The sequence below is a fragment of the Acinetobacter boissieri genome (assembly GCF_900096955.1).
In the GTDB taxonomy this organism is placed as follows: Bacteria; Pseudomonadota; Gammaproteobacteria; order Pseudomonadales; family Moraxellaceae; genus Acinetobacter; species Acinetobacter boissieri.
Map to the genome: position 1 here is coordinate 205312 of NZ_FMYL01000002.1, position 24008 is coordinate 229319.

26 protein-coding genes are annotated in these 24008 nt (G+C 37.5%); 15 read left to right on the plus strand and 11 right to left on the minus strand.

The window, feature by feature from the left end; translation table 11 throughout:
* The first annotated feature begins 8 nt into the window (after positions 1–8).
* Positions 9–1376 (plus strand): GABA permease, encoded by a 1368-nt coding sequence (gene gabP, locus BLS38_RS03110; protein ID WP_092746879.1) that lies wholly within the window; start codon positions 9–11, stop codon positions 1374–1376.
* A gap of 201 nt (positions 1377–1577) precedes the next feature.
* Positions 1578–2858 carry an MFS transporter gene (locus BLS38_RS03115; RefSeq protein ID WP_092746880.1) on the plus strand — a complete coding sequence of 427 codons (1281 nt, stop codon included), beginning with the start codon at positions 1578–1580 and terminating at the stop codon, positions 2856–2858.
* 75 nt (positions 2859–2933) lie between these two features.
* On the opposite strand, the gene BLS38_RS03120 is transcribed toward BLS38_RS03115, so the two are convergent.
* Complete coding sequence (locus BLS38_RS03120; protein WP_092746881.1) at positions 2934–3653, minus strand: UDP-2,3-diacylglucosamine diphosphatase; 720 nt, start codon at positions 3651–3653, stop codon at positions 2934–2936.
* 18 nt (positions 3654–3671) lie between these two features.
* Positions 3672–4181, minus strand: coding sequence for a peptidylprolyl isomerase (locus tag BLS38_RS03125; RefSeq protein ID WP_092746882.1), 510 nt, complete (start codon positions 4179–4181; stop codon positions 3672–3674).
* Positions 4182–4348: 167 nt separating this feature from the next.
* Between BLS38_RS03125 and BLS38_RS03130 the strand changes: the two genes are divergently transcribed.
* Positions 4349–6076 (plus strand): glutamine--tRNA ligase/YqeY domain fusion protein, encoded by a 1728-nt coding sequence (locus tag BLS38_RS03130; protein WP_092746883.1) that lies wholly within the window; start codon positions 4349–4351, stop codon positions 6074–6076.
* A 48-nt stretch (positions 6077–6124) separates the two neighbouring features.
* Here BLS38_RS03130 and BLS38_RS03135 read toward each other — a convergent pair whose 3' ends face one another.
* Positions 6125–6646 carry a lecithin retinol acyltransferase family protein gene (locus BLS38_RS03135; protein ID WP_092746884.1) on the minus strand — a complete coding sequence of 174 codons (522 nt, stop codon included), beginning with the start codon at positions 6644–6646 and terminating at the stop codon, positions 6125–6127.
* 181 nt (positions 6647–6827) lie between these two features.
* On the opposite strand from BLS38_RS03135, the gene BLS38_RS03140 reads away from it, so the two are divergent.
* Complete coding sequence (locus BLS38_RS03140; RefSeq protein ID WP_092746885.1) at positions 6828–8189, plus strand: nucleobase:cation symporter-2 family protein; 1362 nt, start codon at positions 6828–6830, stop codon at positions 8187–8189.
* A gap of 35 nt (positions 8190–8224) precedes the next feature.
* On the opposite strand, the gene BLS38_RS03145 is transcribed toward BLS38_RS03140, so the two are convergent.
* From BLS38_RS03145 to fdxA, 3 genes are all read right to left on the minus strand, one after another.
* The gene (locus BLS38_RS03145; RefSeq protein WP_092746886.1) at positions 8225–8854 is read right to left on the minus strand and encodes an OB-fold-containig protein; all 630 of its coding nucleotides are present in this window, start codon (positions 8852–8854) and stop codon (positions 8225–8227) included.
* 16 nt (positions 8855–8870) lie between these two features.
* The gene (locus tag BLS38_RS03150) at positions 8871–9548 is read right to left on the minus strand and encodes a YcbK family protein (protein ID WP_092746973.1); all 678 of its coding nucleotides are present in this window, start codon (positions 9546–9548) and stop codon (positions 8871–8873) included.
* 174 nt (positions 9549–9722) lie between these two features.
* Entirely contained in the window at positions 9723–10052 is a 330-nt protein-coding gene (fdxA, locus tag BLS38_RS03155) for a ferredoxin FdxA (RefSeq protein ID WP_092746887.1), read from the minus strand.
* Between the two features lie 278 nt (positions 10053–10330).
* Between fdxA and BLS38_RS03160 the strand changes: the two genes are divergently transcribed.
* Complete coding sequence (locus BLS38_RS03160) at positions 10331–10585, plus strand: hypothetical protein (RefSeq protein WP_143230101.1); 255 nt, start codon at positions 10331–10333, stop codon at positions 10583–10585.
* A 50-nt stretch (positions 10586–10635) separates the two neighbouring features.
* Here the strand turns inward: BLS38_RS03160 and mutS are convergent, their stop codons facing one another.
* Positions 10636–13215, minus strand: a complete 2580-nt coding sequence (gene mutS / locus BLS38_RS03165; RefSeq protein WP_092746974.1) for a DNA mismatch repair protein MutS — start codon at positions 13213–13215, stop codon at positions 10636–10638.
* Between the two features lie 321 nt (positions 13216–13536).
* Between mutS and BLS38_RS03170 the strand changes: the two genes are divergently transcribed.
* Together BLS38_RS03170 and BLS38_RS03175 are read left to right on the plus strand one after the other, a co-directional pair.
* Positions 13537–14493 carry a 2-hydroxyacid dehydrogenase gene (locus BLS38_RS03170; RefSeq protein ID WP_092746889.1) on the plus strand — a complete coding sequence of 319 codons (957 nt, stop codon included), beginning with the start codon at positions 13537–13539 and terminating at the stop codon, positions 14491–14493.
* A gap of 163 nt (positions 14494–14656) precedes the next feature.
* Positions 14657–15157: a DinB family protein gene (locus BLS38_RS03175; RefSeq protein ID WP_092746890.1), complete on the plus strand. Its 501-nt coding sequence runs from the start codon at positions 14657–14659 to the stop codon at positions 15155–15157.
* A 67-nt stretch (positions 15158–15224) separates the two neighbouring features.
* On the opposite strand, the gene BLS38_RS03180 is transcribed toward BLS38_RS03175, so the two are convergent.
* Complete coding sequence (locus tag BLS38_RS03180; protein WP_213030494.1) at positions 15225–16142, minus strand: DUF6662 family protein; 918 nt, start codon at positions 16140–16142, stop codon at positions 15225–15227.
* A gap of 139 nt (positions 16143–16281) precedes the next feature.
* Here BLS38_RS03180 and BLS38_RS03185 point away from each other — a divergent pair, with 139 nt between their 5' ends.
* Genes BLS38_RS03185 through BLS38_RS03195 form a run of 3 tightly spaced genes read left to right on the plus strand, consistent with a single transcriptional unit; the run spans position 16282 to position 18091 of the window.
* The gene (locus BLS38_RS03185) at positions 16282–16806 is read left to right on the plus strand and encodes an FMN-binding protein (protein ID WP_092746891.1); all 525 of its coding nucleotides are present in this window, start codon (positions 16282–16284) and stop codon (positions 16804–16806) included.
* A 14-nt stretch (positions 16807–16820) separates the two neighbouring features.
* Entirely contained in the window at positions 16821–17663 is an 843-nt protein-coding gene (locus tag BLS38_RS03190) for an FAD:protein FMN transferase (protein ID WP_280137745.1), read from the plus strand.
* On the plus strand, positions 17663–18091 hold the full coding sequence (locus BLS38_RS03195; RefSeq protein ID WP_092746893.1) for a hypothetical protein: 429 nt from the start codon (positions 17663–17665) through the stop codon (positions 18089–18091). Before BLS38_RS03190 ends, BLS38_RS03195 begins: the two co-directional genes overlap by 1 nt.
* 36 nt (positions 18092–18127) lie before the next feature.
* On the opposite strand, the gene BLS38_RS03200 is transcribed toward BLS38_RS03195, so the two are convergent.
* From BLS38_RS03200 to BLS38_RS03210, 3 genes are all read right to left on the minus strand, one after another.
* The gene (locus BLS38_RS03200) at positions 18128–18493 is read right to left on the minus strand and encodes a DUF423 domain-containing protein (RefSeq protein WP_092746894.1); all 366 of its coding nucleotides are present in this window, start codon (positions 18491–18493) and stop codon (positions 18128–18130) included.
* Between the two features lie 112 nt (positions 18494–18605).
* A complete protein-coding gene (gene rpoH, locus BLS38_RS03205) occupies positions 18606–19478 on the minus strand; it encodes an RNA polymerase sigma factor RpoH (RefSeq protein WP_092746895.1) in 873 nt (290 codons plus the stop codon).
* A 114-nt stretch (positions 19479–19592) separates the two neighbouring features.
* Positions 19593–19844 (minus strand): sulfurtransferase TusA family protein, encoded by a 252-nt coding sequence (locus tag BLS38_RS03210; protein ID WP_092746896.1) that lies wholly within the window; start codon positions 19842–19844, stop codon positions 19593–19595.
* A gap of 363 nt (positions 19845–20207) precedes the next feature.
* On the opposite strand from BLS38_RS03210, the gene BLS38_RS03215 reads away from it, so the two are divergent.
* From BLS38_RS03215 to sixA, 5 genes are all read left to right on the plus strand, one after another.
* Positions 20208–20420, plus strand: a complete 213-nt coding sequence (locus tag BLS38_RS03215; protein ID WP_092746897.1) for a cold-shock protein — start codon at positions 20208–20210, stop codon at positions 20418–20420.
* 102 nt (positions 20421–20522) lie between these two features.
* Positions 20523–21674, plus strand: coding sequence for an ATP-dependent RNA helicase RhlB (gene rhlB / locus BLS38_RS03220; RefSeq protein ID WP_092746898.1), 1152 nt, complete (start codon positions 20523–20525; stop codon positions 21672–21674).
* Positions 21675–21834: 160 nt separating this feature from the next.
* The gene (locus BLS38_RS03225; protein ID WP_092746899.1) at positions 21835–22431 is read left to right on the plus strand and encodes a nitroreductase family protein; all 597 of its coding nucleotides are present in this window, start codon (positions 21835–21837) and stop codon (positions 22429–22431) included.
* A gap of 7 nt (positions 22432–22438) precedes the next feature.
* On the plus strand, positions 22439–23521 hold the full coding sequence (locus BLS38_RS03230; RefSeq protein ID WP_092746900.1) for an NAD(P)H-dependent glycerol-3-phosphate dehydrogenase: 1083 nt from the start codon (positions 22439–22441) through the stop codon (positions 23519–23521).
* 15 nt (positions 23522–23536) lie between these two features.
* Positions 23537–24001 carry a phosphohistidine phosphatase SixA gene (gene sixA / locus BLS38_RS03235; RefSeq protein WP_092746901.1) on the plus strand — a complete coding sequence of 155 codons (465 nt, stop codon included), beginning with the start codon at positions 23537–23539 and terminating at the stop codon, positions 23999–24001.
* Positions 24002–24008 lie beyond the last annotated feature (7 nt).

The following is a 24008-nucleotide window of genomic DNA, read 5'->3' on the forward strand; positions in this document are numbered from 1 at the left end:
GTGATCTTATGACAAAAGAAACTTCACAAGACCTCTCTCAGGGGCTAAAAAATAGGCATGTAACCATGCTGTCTATTGCAGGGGTAATTGGTGCAGGATTGTTTGTGGGTTCAGGCCATGCAATTGCGTCAGCAGGTCCTGCTGTACTTTTATCTTATTTGGCTGCAGGTACGTTGGTTGTACTGGTGATGCGAATGTTATCTGAAATGGCAGTTGCTCAACCAGACAGTGGTTCATTTTCAACATATGCAGATCGTTCAATTGGCAAGTGGGCAGGTTTTACGATTGGTTGGATGTATTGGTGGTTTTGGGTCTTAGTGATTCCTTTTGAAGCCAATGCGGCAGCTGCGATAATGAACTCTTGGGTTCCTGACGTTCCTATTTGGGTGTTTGCTTTTGTCGTAACAGCGGTGCTGACGATCACCAACTTATTTAGCGTTAAAAATTATGGTGAATTTGAGTTTTGGTTTTCAACCATTAAAGTCGTATCTATTATTGCGTTTATTTTTATTGGACTCGCTGCAATTTTTGGTTTTTCGTCCAATCCTCACGTAAGTGGTGTGAGTAATTTATATGCACATGGTGGTTTCTTACCTAATGGTTGGGGAGCTGTGCTCGGTGCTTTGCTTGCAACAATGTTCTCATTTATGGGTTCTGAGATTGTAACAATTGCAGCCACAGAATCAAAAGATCCTGAAAAACAAATTACTAAAGCAACAAATTCAGTGATTTGGCGAATTGCATTATTTTACTTGTTGTCAATTTTTATTGTAGTGAGCTTAGTGCCTTGGAATGACCCAATGCTTGCAAAAATGGGCTCGTATCAAGCGGTATTACAACTACTGAATATCCCTTATGCCAAATTAATTGTTGATATTATTGTACTTACTGCAGTGACAAGTTGTTTAAACTCAGCACTTTATACTGCATCACGTATGGTGTTTTCATTGTCAAAACGTGGTGATGCACCACAAATTTTACAAACACTGAATAAATCAAGAACGCCAGCTTATGCAGTATTACTGTCAACAGCAGTCGCATTTTTATGTACTTTTGCAAACTATGCAGCTCCTGCAGCAGTATTTAACTTTTTGTTAGATAGCTCGGGTGCAATAGCCTTGTTGGTGTATTTGGTCATTGCTGTCTCTCAATTAAGAATGCGTAAGCAGTTAATTCAAAGTGGTACAGCTATACGTATGCAAATGTGGTTGTATCCATATCTTACATGGGCGGTGATCGTATTTATTGCAGTAGCATTGACGGTGATGTTTTTTGATCCGAAACATACACATGAAATTACATCTACTGGTATTTTAGCGATCTTAGTCATTATTTCAGGTGTCATTGTTTCTAAACGAAGAAAAAATATTGAGTAAGACAAAGAGTGAGCAAAAAACATATTTTTGACATTTTTCTTTATATTATTACTCAGGCAGGTAGGGCATTTGATATGTAGAGTGATTTGTATTTCTCTATTTTATTAAAGTTTTACCCGTCTTTTATTCAGCATACTTTTGATACACCAAAAAATGATGGCATAAAATCCATCATTTTTTATTTTGAGATATTCATTAAAAATGAGATTGAGTATAAATTTATATATTTTTCTTGCTTGTGAGGTTCTGGTCAGTTTAGCCAGCAACTGTGTTCGCATTAGTATTTCTTGGTATGCGTTAAAAGAAACTAATTCTATAATGATTTTTTCTTTATTATTTACCTTATCAACATTTGTTGAAATATATTCCACTCCAATATTATCACCAATAGCTGATTATTTTGATAAAATATTAATTTACAGGTTCTGTGTCTTTTTAAATTTAATCTTCATTTTTGCATTAACTGTATTATCTTATCATTCGAATTTCCACATTTATATTTTTTCAATCATTTTAATAAGTATGAGTTTAGTATCTAGTTTACGGGATACGACAGGATCAAGTTTGATTAGAATATTGTCGAATCCTGAGGAAATTACAGATGCATATTCTATTAGATCATCACTTAAATCTACCCTAAGCATGGTTGCACCAGTTTTTGGAGCTTATTTATTAGCAACAAGTGGAACCTCATTAGTATTTATTATTTCGTTTGTTTTAGTTTTAATTTCATTGATTCTATCTTTTAAATTTTTGAGAATACAATTAGATGATACCAATCAAATCAAAGGGAATTTTAATAAATATATAAAAAACTGGTTTACAGATATATCTAATGGCATTGCTTGTGTGTTTTTAACAAAATCTGAAAGAGATATGGCATTAACATGTGTGTTATTGAATGCTGGGTTATTTCCATTTTTCACTGCTACTCTTGTAATATGGGTTAATACAAATTTTAATGCCAATCCACTATTTATTTCTTATATAGAGTCAGCTTTTTGTTTTGGAATACTTATGGGAAGTTTATTTCTAAATAAGATAATGATAAATACCTTTGGAAAGTTTAATACGATCATTATTGGCGTAATCTTATTAGGCGGATGCTTTATTTTTAGCTCTCTCTCAAATAATATTTATTTAAATATTTTATATTTTGTGATGGGTGGTTTTGGATTTATTATTTTTAACATTAATATATGCGTTTTAAGGTCTCTAGCTACACCTAAAAATTATTTGTCAAGAATGATCGCTGGGGTTGCTTTTCTATCATCTTTTTTAAATCCGTTCTCTATTCAATTTATGGGCTGGGTTACTGTTAATTTTAATGTCCAAACGAGTATATTTATAACAGGAGTCTTAATTTTAAGCTCATCTATATTTTTATTTTATAATAAAACTGCACAATATTTACTAGGGCAACCTCCAGAAAATATTGTGGAAATATATAAAGATATATATCCAACTGCTTTTAAAAATTAAGCAATAGCTAGATAAGTTAATCAATGAATTAGATATAAAGTGTTCAGTACGATGACTATAGGCCTTTAAATATAATTAAAATTGCCATTTGAAGTAGTGCTGTAGTCCTTTTTCAGATACTTCTAAAACACAGGCTTCACCAATATCTTCACGCCAATCACCTAATACAATACGATTTTTTTGCGCTACAGTGTGTATTTGTGGGCGGTGAGTATGTCCATGGATAAGAAAATTGACAGGAGCGATGGCATGGTGTACCGCATCTGAGTTGACATCCATAATTGTTGGTTTTTTATGCTGGTGCGCTTGAGAACTTCTTTTTCTAAAGCCATTGGCGAGTTTTTTTCTAAAAGCGAGTGGTGTTTTTTTTAAACTTGAAAGTATTAGAGGGTGGCGAATGATTTTTTTAAAGCGTTGATATGAAATATCATCTGTACACAGCGCATCACCGTGTTCTAAACGGTAGGTTTCTGTTGCAATCTGTACAGTATAGGTTTCGGGTAGATGTATCCCTGCAAAATGATTTAAAAACTTTGGACCCAGTGCAAAATCACGGTTGCCTGCTTGAAAATAAATGCAATTGCCTGCCTGTTGGAAGCGTTGTAATTGATCAATTATTTCATCTAACCAAGGGCTTTGCTGGTCATCACCAATCCAAGCATTAAACCAATCACCTAAAATATATAGCTGTGTGTGTTTATCTTTATAGTGTTCAAGTAAATTGAAGAACCCCCGAACCAGTCGAGGGTGCTGTTCAGACAAATGTAAGTCTGAAATAAATAGGTAGGTTGTCACTATGATGATGTGCTGTAATTATTCAGAAATAATTTTAGCAGATTCAATCACAATATTTTCTAGAGGAACATCAGCATGGTAACCACGGTTACCTGTACGAACTGCTTTAATGCTGTCAACGATGTCTAAGCCTTCAGTTACTTTACCAAAAACAGCATAACCCCAACCTTGTGTGGTTTTACCTGAATGGTTTAAGAAGCTGTTGTTTTTTACATTAATAAAAAACTGTGCAGATGCAGAGTGAGGTGCTTGGGTACGTGCCATAGCAACAGTACCTACATCATTACTTAGGCCGTTATCTGCTTCATTTTCAATTGAATCACGTGTTGACTTTTCTTTAAAGTTTTCGTCAAAGCCACCGCCTTGAACCATAAAGTTTTCAATCACACGGTGAAAAATTACACCGTTATAAAAACCTTCACGAACATATTCTAAGAAGTTAGCCACAGTTTTTGGTGCTTTATCACTGTTCAGTTCAAGAACAATGCGTCCTTTATTGGTGTTTAACTCGACAAGAGGAAAACTCATTTCATAATCTCCTAATCATGGGCACATTCGCCATGGGTTTTTGGTTGAGAGAAGCATAAGCAAACTGTAAACTAGATAGCAAGTATAAACATCAATTATCTTTGAAAAAAGCCAAGATGATGTTCCATTTAGTCAAAATTTAACTTTATAGAAGTGAATAATCTATTATGAAGCCAAACGATGTTGTTTCAAATCTGCCTAATCACCCGACGACAGACCGTCTAGCCTCTACTGAGTCTGTGCAGCAAGAACAACAGGCCGGCTTAGACTTTGTACGTCAAATTATTACTGACGACTTGGCCGAGGGGCGTACTCAAACAGTGGTAACACGTTTTCCACCAGAGCCAAATGGTTATTTACATATTGGTCACGTAAAAGCGATCTGTTTAAACTTTGGGGTGGCAAACGAGTTTAATGGTCAGTGTAATTTACGTTTTGATGATACAAACCCAGATGCAGAAGAACAAGAATACGTCACTGGTATTGCCAATGATATTCAATGGCTCGGCTTTGAGTGGAGCGGTGAAGCTCGTTATGCATCAAGTTATTTTGAGCAACTTTATGCGTGGGCAGTTGTGCTGATTAAACAAGGCGATGCGTATGTCGATTTACAGACACCTGAACAAATTAAACTCAACCGAGGTAACTTTGTTGAAGCGGGTAAAAATTCACCTTACCGTGATGTGAGTGTAGAAGACAATTTACAGCAGTTTGAAAAAATGCGTTCGGGGGAGTATAGCGAAGGGCAGGCTGTACTGCGTGCTAAAATAGATATGGCTAGCCCGAATGTACATATGCGTGATCCGATTTTGTACCGTATTTTACATACCTCACATCATCAAACAGGCAATACATGGAAAATTTATCCAATGTATGACTATGCACACCCACTGTCTGATGCGATTGAAGGGGTAACACATTCTTTATGTACGCTAGAGTTCCAAGACCACCGTCCGTTTTATGATTGGGTGATTGCTAAGGTGCATTCAAAAGATGTACCACGTCAGTATGAGTCCTCTCGTTTAAATATTGACTACACGATTACTTCAAAACGTAAGCTGCGCCGTTTGGTTGAAGGTGGTTACGTGAATGGATGGGACGACCCACGTATGCCAACAGTGGTCGGTATGCGTCGCCGTGGGTTTACACCCGAAGGTTTACGCGATTTTTGTAAGCGCGTAGGTGTATCTAAAACGGATGGTATTGTAGATGTAGCAATGCTCGAATTCTGTATTCGTCAGTCATTAGAACATACCGCAGCACGTGGTATGGCGGTGCTAGAGCCTTTAAAAGTGACCCTGACCAATTTACCTGAAGCGATGGATTTGGTACATGCACGCCACCCAAATGTAGATTTAGGCGAACGAGTCATTCCGTTAACGCAAGATATTTACATTGATCGTAAAGACTTTGAAGAAGTACCACCGAAAGGTTTTAAACGTTTGACTGTGGGCGGTGAAGTTCGTTTACGCCATGCTTATGTTGTACGCTGTGATGAAGTCATTAAAAATGAGCAAGGTGATGTGATTGAACTTAAATGTTCAATCGATGCAGATACACTGGGTAAAAAACCAGAGGGTCGTAAGGTAAAAGGTGTGATTCACTGGGTATCAGCGACACATGGTATACCTGCCGAAGTTCGTATTTATGATCGCTTGTTTAACGAAGCGAATCCAGATGCAGGTGATGACTTTTTGGTGCATTTAAATCAAGACTCATTGAATGTGGTACAAGCAGTGGTTGAACCTGCACTTGCTCAATCAGTTGCAGAAGATCGCTTTCAGTTTGAGCGAGAAGGTTACTTTGTTGCAGATCGCTATGATCATAGTGTGGATAAATTAGTGTTTAATCGTATATTAGATTTAAAAGATAGTTTTAAACCTGACGTTAAATAAGTCATTATTTCTCTACACCTAAAGGCTTTTGATATATATCAAAAGCCTTTATTTTTTATTGTTCCTTTTTATAAAATTGTGCTTAGTTTTATCGCGTAATTTTTTCTTGATATAAAGTACGAGTGCAAAACATGCTGTTGCAATGGTAATAAACAGACCATTCATATAACTCATGAGTGAGCTGACATAGCCAATGGTGGTGAGTCGATTCATCATTTTAACCACTTGAGGGCTACTTTCTACACCTGTAATGGCCCAGCTACATAAATGCTCACAATTATTAATAATGAGATGGTACTGATTTTCATGCATACGTGAACGCATACGCCGTACAATGGCTTTGCCTGAAAATTTTGGGTATTGATAAGTACGAATATAAACCTGTTTACCGTGTGAAAATTTTTTAAATTGAGTAAGTTCGATAGGGTGTTTTTTAAAAAGATGTGCAAAACCTGAATAATGTATAACACGCCCCCGACCAGCATATATGCCGTGGTGACTGTAGCCTAAGTGCTTCACAATTAAGTGTGAGCCAATGGGAATATGTGGGCGTTGATGCTGTTTTTTCACAAGAAAACAATGTAATCAAAGTCACTTTATTATAACAAAATTATGAACTGTATTTAAAAAAAATGATGGCTTGTAATGGTGAATTATAAGATTAGACCATTGTCTATAGTGCTTTTTTAGAGGCTTTGGCACAGCTATTGCTTCAGGTGTTACATGAAATAAACAATAAATAGGGTTTTCCATGAGCAAAGTAAAAGGGTTTTCTTCACCAGAAGATGAATATTTAGGACTTGGGAAGAGTTTTGCTTATGGCTTACAACACGTATTAACGATGTATGGTGGTATTGTTGCGCCACCACTCATTGTGGGTACAGCGGTTGGTTTGAATGCCAGTCAAATTGGTATGCTAATTACAGCCTCTTTATTTGTAGGCGGTTTAGCAACATTGCTGCAAACGATTGGTGTGAAATGGTTTGGTGTAAAATTGCCTTTGGTACAAGGGGTATCTTTTGCGGGTGTGGCAACCATGATTGCGATTGGTACATCTAGCGGTGGGTTTCAGGCCATTTTAGGGGCTGTATTTGCCAGCGCAATTGTTGGTTTAATTATTGCGCCATTTTTTGCACGTATTGTCAGATTTTTCCCACCAGTGGTGACGGGGTGTGTGATTACGATTATTGGTTTGTCATTACTGCCTGTTGCCTTGAGATGGGTCATGGGTGGAAATAATAAAGCACCAAATTGGGGCTCGCTAGAAAATTTGGGTTTGGCTGCCATGACTCTATTGATCTTATTGCTTTTAAGTAAGTTCGGTTCAGTTGCAATACGCCGTTTAGCCGTTTTATCTTCGATTGTACTTGGAACACTTTTCGCCTATTTACTTGGATTCTGTGACTTTTCAAAAGTGACAACAGGAAGTTGGATGGCGTTCCCTAGTGTTTTAGAGTTTGGTATGCCAACGTTTGAACTGCCTGCAATCATTGCCATGTGTATTGTGATGATTGTGACATTGACTGAAACGACAGCAGACATTTTAGCAGTGAGTGAAATTGTAGGTACAGAGGCAGACCAAAAACGTATTGCTAATGGTTTACGTGCAGATATGCTGTCATCGGCAGTTGCGCCATTTTTTGGTACATTTATGCAAAGTGCTTTTGCACAGAATGTGGGCTTGGTTGCAATTACGGGCATTAAAAGCCGTTTTGTTGTTGCAGCAGGTGGTGCAATTTTAGTATTACTGGGTTTATTACCTATTATGGGTCGTTTTGTTGCTGCAATTCCAACGCCTGTACTTGGCGGTGCTGGGCTCGTATTATTTGGTACAGTGGCAGCTAGCGGTATTCGTACCTTGGCACAAGTTGATTTTCGTGAGCAAAAAAACCTTATTATTGTTGCTGTTGCCATTTCAGCAGGAATGATCCCCATTATTAGTGCTGACTTTTTTATGCACTTCCCAAAATGGGTACAAACATTATTTCATTCGGGGATTAGCACAACTTGTATTGTTGCGGTATTTTTAAATATTTTCTTTAATCATTTTGCTGTTGAACGTAAAGCTACTGCTGTCAAAAAAACCACAGACGACATAACATCATCACATTAGAATGAGTGTAGAAGGAGCAGTGGGAAACCTCACTGCTACTGTGTGATATGTTGGGTATCAAATAAGTGGTGCGAATCACTGATCTTTTTTGCAATATAAAATTGACGAGATGCTTTCACAATAATAATTTGGCTACGTATAGGTATTGTACCAAAGTCGGCAAAGACCTGAATATAGTGTAATTTTCCATATTCATCTCGTACTCTTGCTTCGGCATGACGAGTACTTGAAGCTTGACCATTCGAAATGGTTGCCAGTCGACCCACTAAATTCGGCGCTTTATAGCGATAACGTGGTGTGATGACTTGATTTAAGCAATGCACCATAAATATGGTAAAAAAAGTTGCAATAATCGTAGTCAATGGTAAGACATATAGCATGGTGCTAAAACTTTTCTGGTAGGAAAAATAAGCAAATTGGACAAAGTAGCCTGCAAAACTAAAGTTAAGTAAAAAGAAAAGTAAAATAAGGAGTTTAGAGAACTTCACTGATGAAAAGCTTTGCCATAAAGGCGTTGGAGTGATTGATTTTAAAAAGTAAAATGGATGTTTCCCAAAATAAAAACCAATGGTTTCTATTGCGCTCATAGTGATTAAGCCAACCACACATAAATGAAAAGGTAGTAATTCTGGGCTCAGTAAAAAATGACTCAGACGGTTGCTCATAAAATTCCCTTTTGCCTTAAAACGTACATGCAGATGTATTACGGTTTAAATTTGCACCCCATGTTCGATAGCCTTGGGTATCTATATGAATTTGCCCAGAGGCATACACGCCTAAACCCATATTGAGGCCAGCACCATATTGTTGCCAAAATTTACATAATTGAGCTTTAGCCAATGCAATACGCTCTAGGTCAGCGGCTTGTGGGTTTGAAGGTCCAATTCTAAAGTCTATTGCTGAGTTATATAAATGGCGTGATTCGCTTGCACCACCGACACATTGGTTGGTTGGCAAATCTCTGTAGACAGATGTCACCTCAAAATCACTAAGTACATGCTGTTCTATCAGCTGTTTGAATACATTGAGTGTAGCGATCTGATTTTGCCAAAGCTCTTGGCTAGGTACAGCATATTCTTGTCCAAAGCATTTTTGCCAATCTCTTGCTGTGCGTAGTAATTCGAATGAGGGTATTAGATTGGCCAAATGGTGTTTTTCTAAAAAAGATTCATAAGCCTTGGCTTGTTGAGCATGGTTCTTTTGACTTAACCATTGTGTGTAGCTTGTCGGTATGGGTTTAGCCTGAGCTAAAGTCGTGTTTTCTACACGAACAGGTGTATTGGTATCAATGATAAGTTGTTTAGAGGGTATATTTTTAGGTGTAACAACAATAGGATCTTGTACTGATTGACATGACATCAACAGAAATGACAGTGTAAAACACAAAAAAGACTTTTTACGTGGTAGTGCAGTCATATGAAGAGATCAAGTTGAGAGAAGACGACTTGAGCGTATTTTACGTGATATTTTAAATAGAAAAATAATTAATTTGTGTATAAATAAAAAAAGACCAGTAAGTACTGGTCTTTCAATTTATCTTTCTAAATATTGTAATTTGTCAGCTTTACCATTCCATTCGTCACGGTCTTCAGGTTGTTCACCAATTTCGGTAATGTTAGTCCAGTTTTCGGCTTCTGCTAATTCTGCATTTATTGCAATAAATACCTCTTGGCCTTCAGGTAATTCATCTTCAGAAAAAATTGCATTGGCTGGGCATTCAGGTTCGCATAATGCACAGTCAATACATTCGTCAGGGTGAATAACAAGAAAGTTTGGTCCTTCATAGAAGCAATCTACAGGACATACTTCAACACAGTCTTGATATTTACATTTAATACAGTTTTCAGTGACAACAAAGGTCATAGCGACAGCTACCTAAAAAATTTGGTGTTGATTTTTGATTCTCATATTGTAGGCAAAAAATGGGGTAACTAACAATTCCTTTTATTGATATTAATTATTAAAATCTATGAATAAGGCACTTGCATATGAATTTTTCTGATTAATGATAATTAATATCATCTAATGTGTGTTTCAAATTGTGAAAAAAAAGTTATTGTCATATTTTTTTAAACAAATTTTTGCATGCTCATAGTGTGGTTGTTTGAGATGTTCTTTAGATGGCTTATATGGATGGTCGAATGAATAGTAAAACAGAATTAAATCAACAAAAACAAATTAAAAACGCAAAGCGTGGTGGACATAAACCCAGTATTGCTAAAGATATAAACAAACATAAAATACAAAAGTTACAACGTTTCATGAAGGAGTTAGAACAAGAGTATGCCCAACACTGGCACGAAGCCACACATCAGGCACAGGTTTATGAACAAGGTTATGCGCATGCCTTGCACCATGTGCAAAGTCGATTAACCGATATTCTAAGCATTAAATAATATATTGAATCTCGTACTTATGATGGTGTAAGTACGAGATTTTTGTCTGATTAAAGCTTAGATTTCAAGTCATAAAGTCTTTCTAGTGCTTGTTTGGGAGTCATGTCATCGAGATCTAGCTCACGAACCATTTGATCGATGCGTGAGGGTGTTTCAATGTGAATGACTTTTTCAAGCACTTCAGGTTCAATTTGGCTAAATAGGTCACTTTGTTGTGCTGTATTTGGCATAGAGAGCTGTTGTTTCTCTAACAGCTTGAGCTTTTTTTGAGCCTCTTTGATGACATTGTTTGGAATACCTGCCAATTTTGCTACTTGCAAACCATGACTTTGACTGGCAGGGCCTGTTTGTACTTTGTGTAGTAAAATGAGGTTGCCATTTATTTCTTTGGCAGTCACATGATAATTATCTATATTGGGGTCTGAACCGAGTTCGGTCAGTTCAAAATAATGGGTCGCAAATAAGCATAAACATTTAATACGCTTCGATAAGTCGAGTACACATGCCCATGCTAAAGATAAGCCATCATAGGTACTTGTACCACGCCCAACTTCATCCATCAGTACTAAAGACTGCGGTGTTGCATGGTGTAAAATTTGAGATGTTTCTGTCATTTCTACCATAAATGTAGATTTGCCTGTAGACAAGTCATCTGCTGAACCAATACGTGTGAAAATACGGTCTATTGGGCCAAGTAAAACCTGTTCAGCAGGCACGAAACTACCACAATGTGCCAATAAGGTAATCAGTGCTGTTTGGCGCATAAATGTAGATTTACCGCCCATATTCGGCCCTGTAATAATAGCCAAACGATGTTGATGGTCTAAATGGGTATTATTGGGTGTAAACGGACTTTTATTGAGTGATTCGACCACAGGGTGACGACCTGCAGTAATGTGTATGCCTGTTTCTACAGTAAAGTCAGGTTGTGTCCAATGGTTAAGTCTTGCCTGATGAGCAAAATTACTGAGTACATCAAGCTGTGCAATGGCACTACTCATACACTGAAGTTGACCTAAATGACTACGCAGTTGTTCAAGAATCTGTTCAAACAGCATTTTTTCACGGGCTAAAGCACGTGATTCGCTAGAGAGCACTTTATCTTCAAAGGCCTTTAATTCAGGTGTAATATAACGCTCAACATTTTTAAGCGTTTGTCTGCGAATATAGTGTGTGGGCGCTTGCTCAGCTTGCGCTCTTGAAAGTTCGATGTAATAGCCACTGACACGGTTGTAGCTAATTTTTAAAGTGTTAATACCTGTCGCTTGTTTTTCTTTGACTTCAAGATCAATTAAAAATTGTCCTGCATGGTCACGTATTTTTCTGAGCTCATCAAGCTCTGGGTCAAAACCCTCTGCAATCACTTGTCCATCACGTAGTAACACCGGTGGTGTTTCTACAATTGCAGCCAATAAATAGTGGTGCAGTGATTCAAAATCACCAATTTCTTGGGCTAAATAGTGAAGTAGCTTGGTTGATGGCGTTAACCTGAGTAAAGGTTCTAAGGTATGTTTGAGTTCGGGAAGTTGAGCACATGCTTGTCTAATTAAAACCAAATCACGAGGACGAGCTGTCCCTAAAGCCACTCGGCTTAAAACACGTTCAATGTCACCAATGTGTTTCAGTGGAGCTCTAATATTATTTTCATGGTCATACTCAAGCATATGGCGAATGGCATCGAGCCGTTGTTCGAGTATTGCGCTGTCTCTGAGCGGTTGCATGAGTGTGCGGCGTAATAAGCGAGCCCCCATTGCTGTTTGACAGTCATTCACCAAGTCAAATAAAGATGTACCGTGTTCAAATAGCGGTTCAACAATTTCGAGATTACGCCGTGTAACAGGATCTAGAGCAATAAAGTCTTGGCTTTGTTCAACCTGTATGGCTTGAATATGTGGTAACGCCGTTTTTTGGGTTTCTTTGGCGTAGTGAATGAGCGCTGCCGCTGCCGCTTGAGCGAGTGGTAAATGATCTATCCCAAAGCCTGCAAGTGTTGAAACATTCAGCTGGTCACATAGCGTCTTATGTGCATTTTTAACATTAAAGTCTACATTGGGACGTTTTGTAATCGGGCATTCTTGTTGTTTTTTAATTAAATCTATGATGTTTTCATCAATTAAATCTTCATCAATCAAAATTTCACTTGGCATAAGCCGAGACAGTTCAATACTAAGTAATTCAGGTTTAAATTCAATGTGTTGTACTTTAAAAAGGCTAGAGCTTAAATCGAGTAAAGCAATACCCACTTGATTTTGTTTAATACTTAACGCAACTAAGTTCGATGTTTGTGTACTATTTAACAGTGCATCATCAGTCAGTGTACCTGGGGTTAAAATACGTACAACTTGTCGGTCTACAGGCCCTTTGCCTGTGACTTCGCCGACTTGTTCACAAATCGCAACGGTTTCACCACGTTTAACAAGTCTAGCCAAGTAACCTTCTGCTGCATGGTGAGGTACGCCAGCCATAGGAATAGGGTCACCACCACTTTTTCCTCGATGAGTGAGGGTAATACCGAGTAGTTTGGCAGCTTTTTTTGCATCATCAAAAAATAATTCGTAGAAATCACCCATACGATAAAATAATAAGCTATGCGGGTGTTGGATTTTTACATTTAGATACTGCTGCATCATGGGTGTATGTGCTGCAATATTTTCAAAAATTTGATTGAGTGTTGACACAAGCAGGCCTTAAATTTAATAAAAAACTAGAACAATGTGAAGTGACTTTACTATAAAAAACGTTGAATAAATAGGTTGTATAGATACATGCCAATCTTGAGTAAATAAAAAGCATTTAATCTATTATTTTTTAACCACTTTGTATGGTCCAGTCTATTGTTATATTTGATTTTATTTTAATCATTTTTAGTGTTTACATGTAGCATCTGCTTACTTTTTAAGGCATAGTCAAATAAAGCAATAAAACTCACCTCTCATATAACGGAGCTCAACATGGCTGGCAAAATAGATACAAAAATATTACTCCTTGGTACGCAATCTGAGATTTATATTCAGGCACTAGAAGCCACATTTAGTACAGTACATCAGCTTGTACTAGAGAAAGATCCCAGTAATTTTTTAAAACAACATGGTCATACTTTTAACATTGTGGCTACGAGTAATAATGTAGGTATTCGAGCAGCGTTAATAGACCAATTGCCTGAATTAAAAATTATTGCCAGTTTCGGTGTGGGCTTTGACAGCATTGATGTGGCATATGCAAACCAAAAAAATATTGTTGTAACGAACACCCCAAATGTTTTGAATGACTGTGTTGCAGATACAGCCATGATGATGACATATGCATTGTCTAGACAGCTTTTACAAGCAGATCGTTTTGTAAGAACAGGGCAGTGGGCCAAAGCAGAGTATCCACTGACTCGAAATACAGCAAGAAAAGTTTGTGCGATTTTAGGTATGGGAAATATTGGTGAAGCGATTGCAAAACGTGCTGAAGCGGCAGGTATGGAAATTGTTTATCATAACCGTAGTAAAAAATCACATGTGTCATATCGTTATGTAGACAGCGTAGATGAATTGGCTAAACAAGCCGATGTACTGGTGCTTGCACTTCCAAGTACAGGTCAAACTCAACATATTTTAAATGCAGACGTGTTGTCGAAAATGAAAAAGACTGCTTTTGTAGTTAATATTGCGCGTGGTTCAGTGATTGATCAAGATGCTTTAATTCATAGTTTACAAACAGGCCAAATTGCAGGGGCAGGGTTAGATGTATTTGAAGTGGAACCTTGTGTTGATAGTCCATTATTGAGCATGGATAATGTCGTTTTAACGCCACACTATGCTAGTGGTACGTATGAAACACGCCAAGCGATGGCAGATTTAGTCTCTGACAATATTAAGGCTCATTTAGATGGCCGTGAAGTTTTAACCCCTGTGACAGTATAAATTGAGTGCTTGGATGCACGTGCTATAGGCACGTGCATTTTTTTATATAATATATAATAAATAAAGGTTTTTCATGTTGAGTTTATATTTGGGGTTGGCTATTTTTTGTTTTACTGCTAACGGTATGCTATTCGTATCTTGCATCATAGCAAAGGTGGTTGGGTTGGACATTGAGACATTAAAACATTTTTCTGATTATCATATTTGGGCAACTGCTCGTTTAAATGAAACGCTCATGCAGGTGTCTGAACAAGACTTTATACAAGATCGAGGTCTATTTTTTAATAGTATTTTAGGTACGCTTAATCATATGTATGTGGGTGAAACATTGTGGTTTGCTCGATTTAATCAGTTAGAACCACCTCGATGGCAGTTAAACCAAATGGTTTTGCCAAATAAAATGGATCTACTCCTTGGGTTACAAGAAAAAACAGTACAGTGGCAATCATTTATTGAGACGATACCAATATCTATATTAGAGAGTGATTTACGCTATAGGTCATCTACAGGCGTTGAGTATTGTTTACCCTATGGCCAAACATTATTACATGTATTTAATCATGCAACGCATCATAGAGGGCAAATAACTGCTGCGCTTACCCAATTAGGTTATATCTGTCCTGAACTCGATTGGGTGTATATGTTGGTTGAATTAAAACAGTAATCACTTGGTCTTGTGATGGTGAAAACCTCTGAGAGAAAAATAAATCTCAGAGGTTTTATTTGAATTATTAACCAAATGGTAAGCCAAATTTAACAACAAATTGGTTGCGCCCGTGGTTATCTGAAACTTTGTTATAGCCTGTTGCACAGTCTGCTGTGCCATCTGCAAAGCACTTACCTTGAAGTTGGTAGCGCCATGCTGCAGTAGCCCACCATTTTTGTGATGCATAGTGGATTGTTGGGCCAATAAAGTGAGCCGTTTGCGTATGTTCATTCCAGAAATAACCATCATGGTCTGTATGTAAACGTCCTTCTATCCCTGCAGACCAATTGGGTGCAAAACGGTAGCTTGCACCGTATAAAATATCTCCCATAGAGTTACGAATCGTACCTGCATTATCGTACTTCTCTTTTTCTGGTTCGTATAATAAGTTCAGTGCAACAATAAGGCGGTCATCTAGAAAGTTTGATTGAAGTAAAAGTCGTACTTCAAGAGAGTCTTCAAGTCGGCCAAGCGTTGGTTCAACATATAAACCTACACCAACAGGTGAAGTTACAGGATTAATTGCTCGCCAAATGAGCTCTAATGAGCCACCATCAACCGTGAATTTTCTGTATGAATCTGCATCGTGTGCACTGGATGGCACACCAAAACCTGCATTACACGGATTAGCATCGCCATCACACATGTCTGGATTAGTGTAGTTTTTCTTGGCTTGAATAGAGTAGGCATTTAAATAGCCTGCAACTTGTAGATTATCTGATAAGCCGTATTCGAGAGCAGTGCGGTACATTCCTAAATTGTATGAACCTGTTTGTTGTCCATGTGTGACATCCGCACGTTGCTCAAATTCATATGTACCTTTAGGTTGCATATCTAGAGTGTATAAAAACCCAAAAAGGCCTTCACCTGCGTGAGTAGCACTGCTCAGACTGCATGCTAAGCATAAAGATAAGATCGTTTTTTGTAATGAAATTCGTAGCACTTTGGTTACTCTTTTTTATTGAGTGTTAATGATTATCATTTTTTCTTAAATTTTTATTAATTTTTGTACAATCTTTTAATTTATCTTTAAGATAGATTATGAAAAATACAGCCCAATAAAAACATAAAGGCCAGTGGTTATGAAATGGACAACTTCTTTGGGTACAGCATTACTTATAACCCCTATTGTTTCCCACGCAACAATATATCTCACCACTGAACAAGTGAAACAAGTTATTTTTCCAAATCAAATGTTGATAAAGGAAAATATTCAATTGAAACCAGAGCAAATTAAACAACTTAAGCAAATTTCAGGTATTGATTCAGCACTTAAAACAGATCAAATTTTTAAAACAAAAGAAGGCGATTGGCTGATTATAGATCAGGTGATTGGTAAGCATGAAATGATTACTTATGCAGTCGGGATTCATGCCAATGGCAGTATTAAGCAGATTGAAGTCATGCAATATACAGAAACATATGGTGATCAAGTCAGAAATGCATCATGGCGTGATCAATTTGTGGGTAAAACTGCAAGTTCTGCTTTGACATTAGGTAAAGATATTAAAAATATTAGTGGTGCAACATTGTCTTCTAAACATTTAACAGATGGTGTGCATCGTGCAATGGCTTTATATGCAATGGAACTGAAATCATTAAAATAACACGCTCTCGTCCGTTGTTAGGTACCTTTGTAGACATTCATGTATATGTGCCAAATAAGATGCAACATGCTATAGAGTGGGTTCATGTTGCTATATCTAAAGCATATCAAGTGATTGAAGAAATACAATTTTTAATGAGCTTTCATGATAAAAGCAGTGCTCTTAATCAACTCAATGCAACAGCACATTTAAATGCGGTTCAAACCCACCCTTGGGTGTATGCAATATTACAGCGTGCCCAAAAAATACATGACTATTCGAATGGTTTATTTGACTGCAGTATTGCACCAATCTTAGTCGACTATGGTTTTTTACCAGCACATCATGCACATGAAAATAGAGTTTTTCTGAGAGCCTCTCAACAAGATATGATATTACTTCCTGATCATAAAATATTGTTTAAGCAGCCTTTATGTTTAGATTTGGGTGGTATTGCAAAAGGCTTTGCAGTAGATCTTGCGATACATTGTTTACGACAACAGGGTATTACAAATGCTGTAATTAATGCAGGTGGTGATTTACGTGTGATGGGAAATATTGAGGAACCCATTTATATCCGTAACCCTGTTCAGCCGCAACAGGTACAATATTTAGGACGTTTATCTGAGGGTGCAATGGCAACTTCAGGCAGTTATTTTGCGACAAAAAACCATCATCATCAGCAAGTATCACATTTAATTCATCCTTTGACACAACAGTCTATGATTACTGAAAAAAGTTTTACTGTCATCGCACCACAGGCATGGTTAGCAGATGCTTTAACAAAAGTGTTGGTACTCAGCCAAAATACTCATCATGAATGTTTTAAACGTTTTGGGGCACAAGGGTTAATTACAGAAAAATTTGAGAGTGAATGATGAAAACATCAATTCGATTGCCTAAAATTCAGAAATATACGCTATATGTGATCTGGTTTATTTTAAGTGTGACTGGTTTGTATTTTGCGTATAGCCAAGATTGGAAAGGATACGACCCGAGTGAAATGACAGTCTATAGTTTAAAATTACATGGAGTGTGCGCCAGTATGATGTTGATTTTAATTGGTACACTCATTCCAATACACATTCAACGTTCATTAGAAACTAAACGTAATGTGAAATCGGGTATTCCTACACTGGTGTTTATGTTGTTATTGGCTTTTAGTGGTGTTGGTTTGTATTACAGCGGTGAGGGGTGGATTGGGGTTGTTAAGCTCATACATATTTGGGTTGGTATTTTAGTGATTGGCCTTATTCCGTTTCATATTTGGCTTGGTCGTAGACGTAAAAAAATCACACTACCATGATGTAAGTATAGTGTGACGATATATTTGATTTGATTGTTAGGCTTTAAATTTTACAGCATGGTAAGCTAGTGTTAACCAACCTAAAATCATAAGTAAGCCCCCAAAAGGGGTGACTGCGCCAAAAATACGTGGTGCACCTAAGCTCATGATGTAGAGCGATCCACAAAAAAATAAAATACCGACCTGAATGAGTATAAAGCTTGCTTTAATTGGAAATAGAGGGACAGCTTTAGCTAATATCGCGAGTGCAAGGAGTCCAATGGCATGATAGAAAAAATATTCTGTTGATGTATGCCACCATGTAAGTTGTTCGGCACTTGCACGTGTTTTTAGTCCATGTGCGCCAAAAGCACCCAAAATGACAGCTATTGCTAAATTAATTGCAGAAATCGCAAGCCACATCTTTTGCTATCCTTTAATCTATGATTGTGGACATAAGTATAAGCATGCATAAAAAGAAAGGGTAGCGTTTATCGCTACCAGTTCATTGGATCATCAAGATAATATAGTTGAATTAATTTGAAGACATCGCTACTTTAATTTTTTCCATGGCATTTTTTTCTAACTGGCGAATTCGTTCAGCAGAAACATTATATTCAGATGCGAGCTCATGTAATGTTGATTTATCATCATCGAGCCAGCGCCGTTGTAAAATATTTCTTGAACGGTCATCTAAGTCACTCATTGCATCATGAAGCGCATTGTTACTTTGTTCCTCCCAGTCTTCATCTTCAGCAAGACGGGCAGGGTCGTAGCGATTATCTTCAAGGTAAAGGGCAGGTGCGACATAGTGACTTGATTCATCATCATCGTCATTTTGGCTTTCAAATGCTGCATCATAGGATGTTAAACGCCCTTCCATTTCTAAGACTTGTTCTGGTGTAACGTTTAAATCTTTTGCAATTGATTCTGCTTCTTTAAGTGTAAGGCGTTTACTTGATTTTTTTAAGCTTCGAAGATTAAAAAACAGTTTGCGCTGTGCTTTAGTCGTTGCGATTTTAACAATACGCCAATTTCTAATCACATATTCGTGAATTTCAGCTTTAATCCAATGCACTGCAAATGAAACTAAACGTACGCCCATACTTGGGTCAAAACGTTTTACTGCCTTCATGAGGCCAAGGTTCCCTTCTTGTATGAGGTCACCTTGTGGTAGGCCATATCCTGCATAAGTTCGTGCAATATGAATCACAAAGCGAAGGTGTGACATTACAAGTAGTTTTGCAGCATCTAAATCTTGGTTATAAAAATAACGATTAGCCAGCTCTTTTTCTTGCTCAGGCGTTAAAATGGGAATCTGATTGACACTACTGATATATGCACCCAGATTTGCACCTGGTGCAGACAACGACAGGGGCATCGGTAGATTGCTGCTGCTGTCAGTCATGGATACTCCTTAATGGGATACGTTTTCACGTGGGTTTTATGATAATTCGCTTTACAAGATAGATTAAGGTGAAAAGCGTATATAAATGTAAATAAGTATATCAATTATTGGTTTCTAAGTATTTTTGCCGTTACATTGAATGTTGAAATGAAACTCTATTTCTGATATTTGAGTCAAATCACACTCTATGTTGCGTAAATGACAAAAACGTATAACATCTAATTCACTATTGGGATCAGAAGTGATTAATTTTAACGCTTGATGAGGGTGTTCTTTAAGCGCACGTTTGAGCATGAGTAGTGGCAAAGGGCAAGGTTTATTTTTTGCATCAACAGTAACAAATTTTTGTACGTGTTGTGAGTTCATAAAAATCTGTAAATACTTCAAATATTCAGGTTATGTTAGCAAAAACATATTGATTTAAAAAGCTATATTTAAAGAATTAAAAACGTAATGTTAGTCCAACACTATAATTCATAAAAACAATAAAAGATTTGTTGAAAATATTGTATCAATTACGTCTTAAGCATGTTACTCTCGAATAGTAATTAGAGAGAAGTTGAATATCACAGCTTTGCTCTAAGTGCATTTTTTTTGGATGTAACCGGATTTTGTTGATAGTTTTACAGAAATGATCACAGGCTTAGAAATAATAAATTTTTTAACCCTTGTTAACTCTGCTGTTTGCAACACCGGGTGGTCCTTTTCAATATCACTGAGGATTAACTTATGACAGTACGTGAACAAGGCGTAGTTAAATGGTTCAACGATACTAAAGGCTTTGGCTTTATTCAACGCAATGGCGGCGACGATGTATTCGTTCACTTCCGTGCTATTCAAGGCGATGGCCACCGTTCACTACGTGACGGTCAACGTGTTGAATTCACTGTTGTACAAGGTCAAAAAGGTTTTCAAGCTGAAGAAGTTCAGCCTTTAGACTAAGTATTTGGCAAATTGCTGAATATGACACCCCGATAGTTAACACTTCGGGGTGTTTTTGTTTATAATGCTCTTTCATTAAATCGAGTTAGAGATTCATTTAGAATGGCAGCAGGTTTTGAAACCATTAATTTACACCCACAGTTAAAACAAGCGATTGATGCGCTTGGTTTTAAATCGATGACTCCCATACAACAACGCGTACTTCAGTTTACTTTAGCAGGGCATGATGCCATTGGCCGTGCACAAACAGGTACGGGGAAAACTGCTGCATTTTTAATTAGTATTATTAATGATTTGTTGAACAATCCAATACAACAACAACGATACCGTGGCGAACCACGGGCTTTAATTTTGGCGCCAACCCGAGAGTTAGCGATTCAAATTGAGCAAGATGCCAAAGAGCTGACTAAATTTACTGAATTAAATGTTTTGACTTTAGTGGGCGGAGTAGATTTTGATAAGCAGAAAAAACAGCTTGATCAACATGCTATAGATATTATTGTGGCAACCCCCGGCCGTTTAATCGACTTTACTGAACAAAAAGAGATTTGGCTTGATCAAATTGAATTCTTAGTTATAGATGAAGCAGACCGTTTGCTTGACATGGGCTTTATTCCTAGCGTGAAGAAAATTGTTCGTTTTGCATCACGTAAAGAACAACGTCAAACCCTTATGTTTTCTGCAACGTTCAGCTATGACGTGCTCAATTTAGCTAGACAGTGGTTATGTGAACCTGTAACTGTTGAAATTGAACCGGAAAAGAAAACCAATGCAGATGTAGAGCAACGTGTTTATGTGGTATCAAAACAAGATAAATACAAGTTGCTTAAAGAAATCTTGTCTAAAGAACCTATTGAAAAAGTAGTGATTTTTGCAAATAGGCGTGATCAAGTACGTAAAATTTATGATCAGCTTAAAAAAGACAATTATGCTGTAGTGATGTTGTCAGGTGAGATTTCACAAGATAAGCGTTTGAAAATGCTTGATCAGTTTAAGTCGGGTAAGCATCATATTATGATTGCAACAGATGTTGCTGGGCGCGGTATACATGTTGATGGTGTTTCACATGTGATTAACTATACGTTACCAGAGCAGTCGGATGATTATGTTCATCGTATTGGCCGAACAGGTCGTGCTGGTGCGCAAGGCGTAAGTATAAGCTTTCTTTCAGAAGATGATGCTTTTTACTTACCCGATATAGAAAAAGCGATTGGGCAAAAATTACCTTTGACACGTTTAGACGGCTACTGTTAATTCTACGTACACAAGTTCATATGATGGGCTTGTGTTTTTTTTAGATTGTATTAAATAAAAATAATATGTTCGCTGTGTTTAGTCTACGTAATAATACTGGCGTACTTTTTTTAGATTGTGCTAACCTAAATAAAATTTAATAAAGCTGATTGAGAGATTTATGACATTATCATCTGTTGATTTAATACATGAAAATATGCTTCAACGCCAATCAGTTGGGCTTTTAGCTGAACCTGCACCAAATAAGCAGCAACTAGACCGTGCTTTTCAAGCCGCCCTCACAGCACCAGATCACCATCGTCTTAAACCAACACGCTTTGTCATTGTTGATGATGAAAAACGTCAAGCCTTTGGTGATTTACTATCACACTCTATGGAAGATTTTGATGGTATAGATCCAGCTCAAGTAGAGCGTGTAAGAGCTCATCCGCTCAGAGCGCCACTGTTAGTTCTTGCGCTCACAACGCTCACGGATCATCCTAAAGTACCGCACTATGAACAAATTTTAAGTACAGGTGCAGCAGTACAAAACTTTTTATTGTCACTGCAATCACAAGGGTTTTCCACTATTTGGCGTACAGGCGCAGTGGTTGAATCGAGTACATTAAAAAAAGCACTTGGCTTACAAGAGCGCGATTACATTTCTGGCATCATTTATATTGGAACAACGGATAAAGCGTTACAACAACGTACAAATCATCCTTTAGATGGTCACATTTCTGTATGGCAAAGTGATGCGGATTTAGTAGCGAAGTAATTTGAAAATGATAGAACAGGTATTCTCTGAAGCAGTAACAAAACCTAAGGGTAATCAGGCTCAACTAAAAATTACGATTTTGGGTGGTGGCAGTTTTGGAACAGCGATGGCCAATATGGCGGCGAGAAATGGTTGTGATACCACATTGTGGATCCGCAGTGCTGATGTTGCGACCGAAATTACTCAGACGCGTATTAATAAAAAATATCTCCCCGATTTTGAATTAGATAGTGCGCTTAAAATATCTGCTTCATTAGAAGAATCTGTTTTAGGTTGTGATTTGATTTTGGTTGCTATACCTAGCCACTCTTTTCGAGCAATTTTACAGCAAATTAAACCATTTATGACTGCGCAAGCTGTGATTTCTTTGACCAAAGGGATTGAGCCGAATAGCTTTTGTTTTATGAGTGAAATTATTCAACAAGAGTTACCGCAAGTACCTTATGGTGTAGTTTCTGGCCCTAATTTAGCGAAAGAAATTGTAGCAGGTATGCCAACTGGTACAGTAGTAGCAAGTCATTCAGACCTTGTTCGACATGCTGTACAGACTTCATTACATAGCGCAGTCTTTCGTGTGTTTGCTAGTGATGATATTTATGGTGTAGAGCTAGGTGGTGCACTCAAAAATATTTACGCAATTGCCATGGGTATGGCTGCTGCATATAAGATTGGTGAGAACACCCGTAGTATGATTCTGACACGTGCTCTAGCAGAAATGAGCCGCTTTGCAGTAAAACTCGGGGCAAATCCGCTCACATTTTTAGGGCTTTCAGGTGTTGGTGACTTATTTGCTACTTGCAACAGTGCACTAAGTCGTAATTATCAAATTGGTTTTGCACTTGGAAAAGGGCAATCACTCGATGAAGCCATTAAAGCATTAGGGCAAACTGCTGAAGGGATTAATACGGTGATACAGGTACGTAAACGTGCGCTGGAACTAGATGTGTATATGCCAATTACAAATGCTTTATATGAGGTTATTTTTGAACAAGCACCTGCACTTAATATGGCATTGTCGCTTATGAAAAATGGTCATCGTAGTGATGTTGAATTTGTTCTGCCACATCAACATAATCTATTGTCTAAATAATTTTGGAGTGTGAAAATGCAACTTACATTGGTTCGTCACGGTGAAGCACATCCAGCTGGAGCCGATGGTAATGATATGGTTAGGCCATTAACACAAAGAGGCCATGATCAAGCTGAACAGACTGCACAGTATTTGAAAAATGCCATTATTCAGCCAGATTTATTTATAGTAAGTCCATTGCTTAGAGCACAACAAACACTTAAACATATACAACAACAGTATTCGAATATTCCCGTGATGCTATGTGATTATATTAAACCTGATGATGATGCTGAAGCTGCTATAGAGTGGTTATCCTACATCGATTTTGAACATATTGTTGTGGTCTGCCATATGAATGTAGTGGCACATATTGAAGAAATACTATTGGCGAAAAATTTTCATCCATTTGCATTGGCTGAATCACGCGTATATAACCAAGCAGTCATTGCTAAAGGTTTATCGGAGCTAACGGATTCTTTTATTCCCAAGAATAAATAGTCGTTTA

What these genes read in the sequence shown, in the direction of transcription:
- gabP (WP_092746879.1), top strand. Translation starts at nt 9, where the DNA reads ATGACAAAAGAAACTTCACAAGACCTCTCTCAGGGGCTAAAAAATAGG.
- BLS38_RS03115 (WP_092746880.1), top strand. Translation starts at nt 1,578, where the DNA reads ATGAGATTGAGTATAAATTTATATATTTTTCTTGCTTGTGAGGTTCTG.
- BLS38_RS03125 (WP_092746882.1), bottom strand. Translation starts at nt 4,181, where the DNA reads ATGAGTTTTCCTCTTGTCGAGTTAAACACCAATAAAGGACGCATTGTT.
- BLS38_RS03130 (WP_092746883.1), top strand. Translation starts at nt 4,349, where the DNA reads ATGAAGCCAAACGATGTTGTTTCAAATCTGCCTAATCACCCGACGACA.
- BLS38_RS03140 (WP_092746885.1), top strand. Translation starts at nt 6,828, where the DNA reads ATGAGCAAAGTAAAAGGGTTTTCTTCACCAGAAGATGAATATTTAGGA.
- BLS38_RS03145 (WP_092746886.1), bottom strand. Translation starts at nt 8,854, where the DNA reads ATGAGCAACCGTCTGAGTCATTTTTTACTGAGCCCAGAATTACTACCT.
- BLS38_RS03150 (WP_092746973.1), bottom strand. Translation starts at nt 9,548, where the DNA reads ATGTCATGTCAATCAGTACAAGATCCTATTGTTGTTACACCTAAAAAT.
- fdxA (WP_092746887.1), bottom strand. Translation starts at nt 10,052, where the DNA reads ATGACCTTTGTTGTCACTGAAAACTGTATTAAATGTAAATATCAAGAC.
- BLS38_RS03160 (WP_143230101.1), top strand. Translation starts at nt 10,331, where the DNA reads ATGAATAGTAAAACAGAATTAAATCAACAAAAACAAATTAAAAACGCA.
- mutS (WP_092746974.1), bottom strand. Translation starts at nt 13,215, where the DNA reads ATGATGCAGCAGTATCTAAATGTAAAAATCCAACACCCGCATAGCTTA.
- BLS38_RS03170 (WP_092746889.1), top strand. Translation starts at nt 13,537, where the DNA reads ATGGCTGGCAAAATAGATACAAAAATATTACTCCTTGGTACGCAATCT.
- BLS38_RS03185 (WP_092746891.1), top strand. Translation starts at nt 16,282, where the DNA reads ATGAAATGGACAACTTCTTTGGGTACAGCATTACTTATAACCCCTATT.
- BLS38_RS03195 (WP_092746893.1), top strand. Translation starts at nt 17,663, where the DNA reads ATGAAAACATCAATTCGATTGCCTAAAATTCAGAAATATACGCTATAT.
- BLS38_RS03200 (WP_092746894.1), bottom strand. Translation starts at nt 18,493, where the DNA reads ATGTGGCTTGCGATTTCTGCAATTAATTTAGCAATAGCTGTCATTTTG.
- rpoH (WP_092746895.1), bottom strand. Translation starts at nt 19,478, where the DNA reads ATGACTGACAGCAGCAGCAATCTACCGATGCCCCTGTCGTTGTCTGCA.
- BLS38_RS03210 (WP_092746896.1), bottom strand. Translation starts at nt 19,844, where the DNA reads ATGAACTCACAACACGTACAAAAATTTGTTACTGTTGATGCAAAAAAT.
- BLS38_RS03215 (WP_092746897.1), top strand. Translation starts at nt 20,208, where the DNA reads ATGACAGTACGTGAACAAGGCGTAGTTAAATGGTTCAACGATACTAAA.
- rhlB (WP_092746898.1), top strand. Translation starts at nt 20,523, where the DNA reads ATGGCAGCAGGTTTTGAAACCATTAATTTACACCCACAGTTAAAACAA.
- BLS38_RS03225 (WP_092746899.1), top strand. Translation starts at nt 21,835, where the DNA reads ATGACATTATCATCTGTTGATTTAATACATGAAAATATGCTTCAACGC.
- BLS38_RS03230 (WP_092746900.1), top strand. Translation starts at nt 22,439, where the DNA reads ATGATAGAACAGGTATTCTCTGAAGCAGTAACAAAACCTAAGGGTAAT.
- sixA (WP_092746901.1), top strand. Translation starts at nt 23,537, where the DNA reads ATGCAACTTACATTGGTTCGTCACGGTGAAGCACATCCAGCTGGAGCC.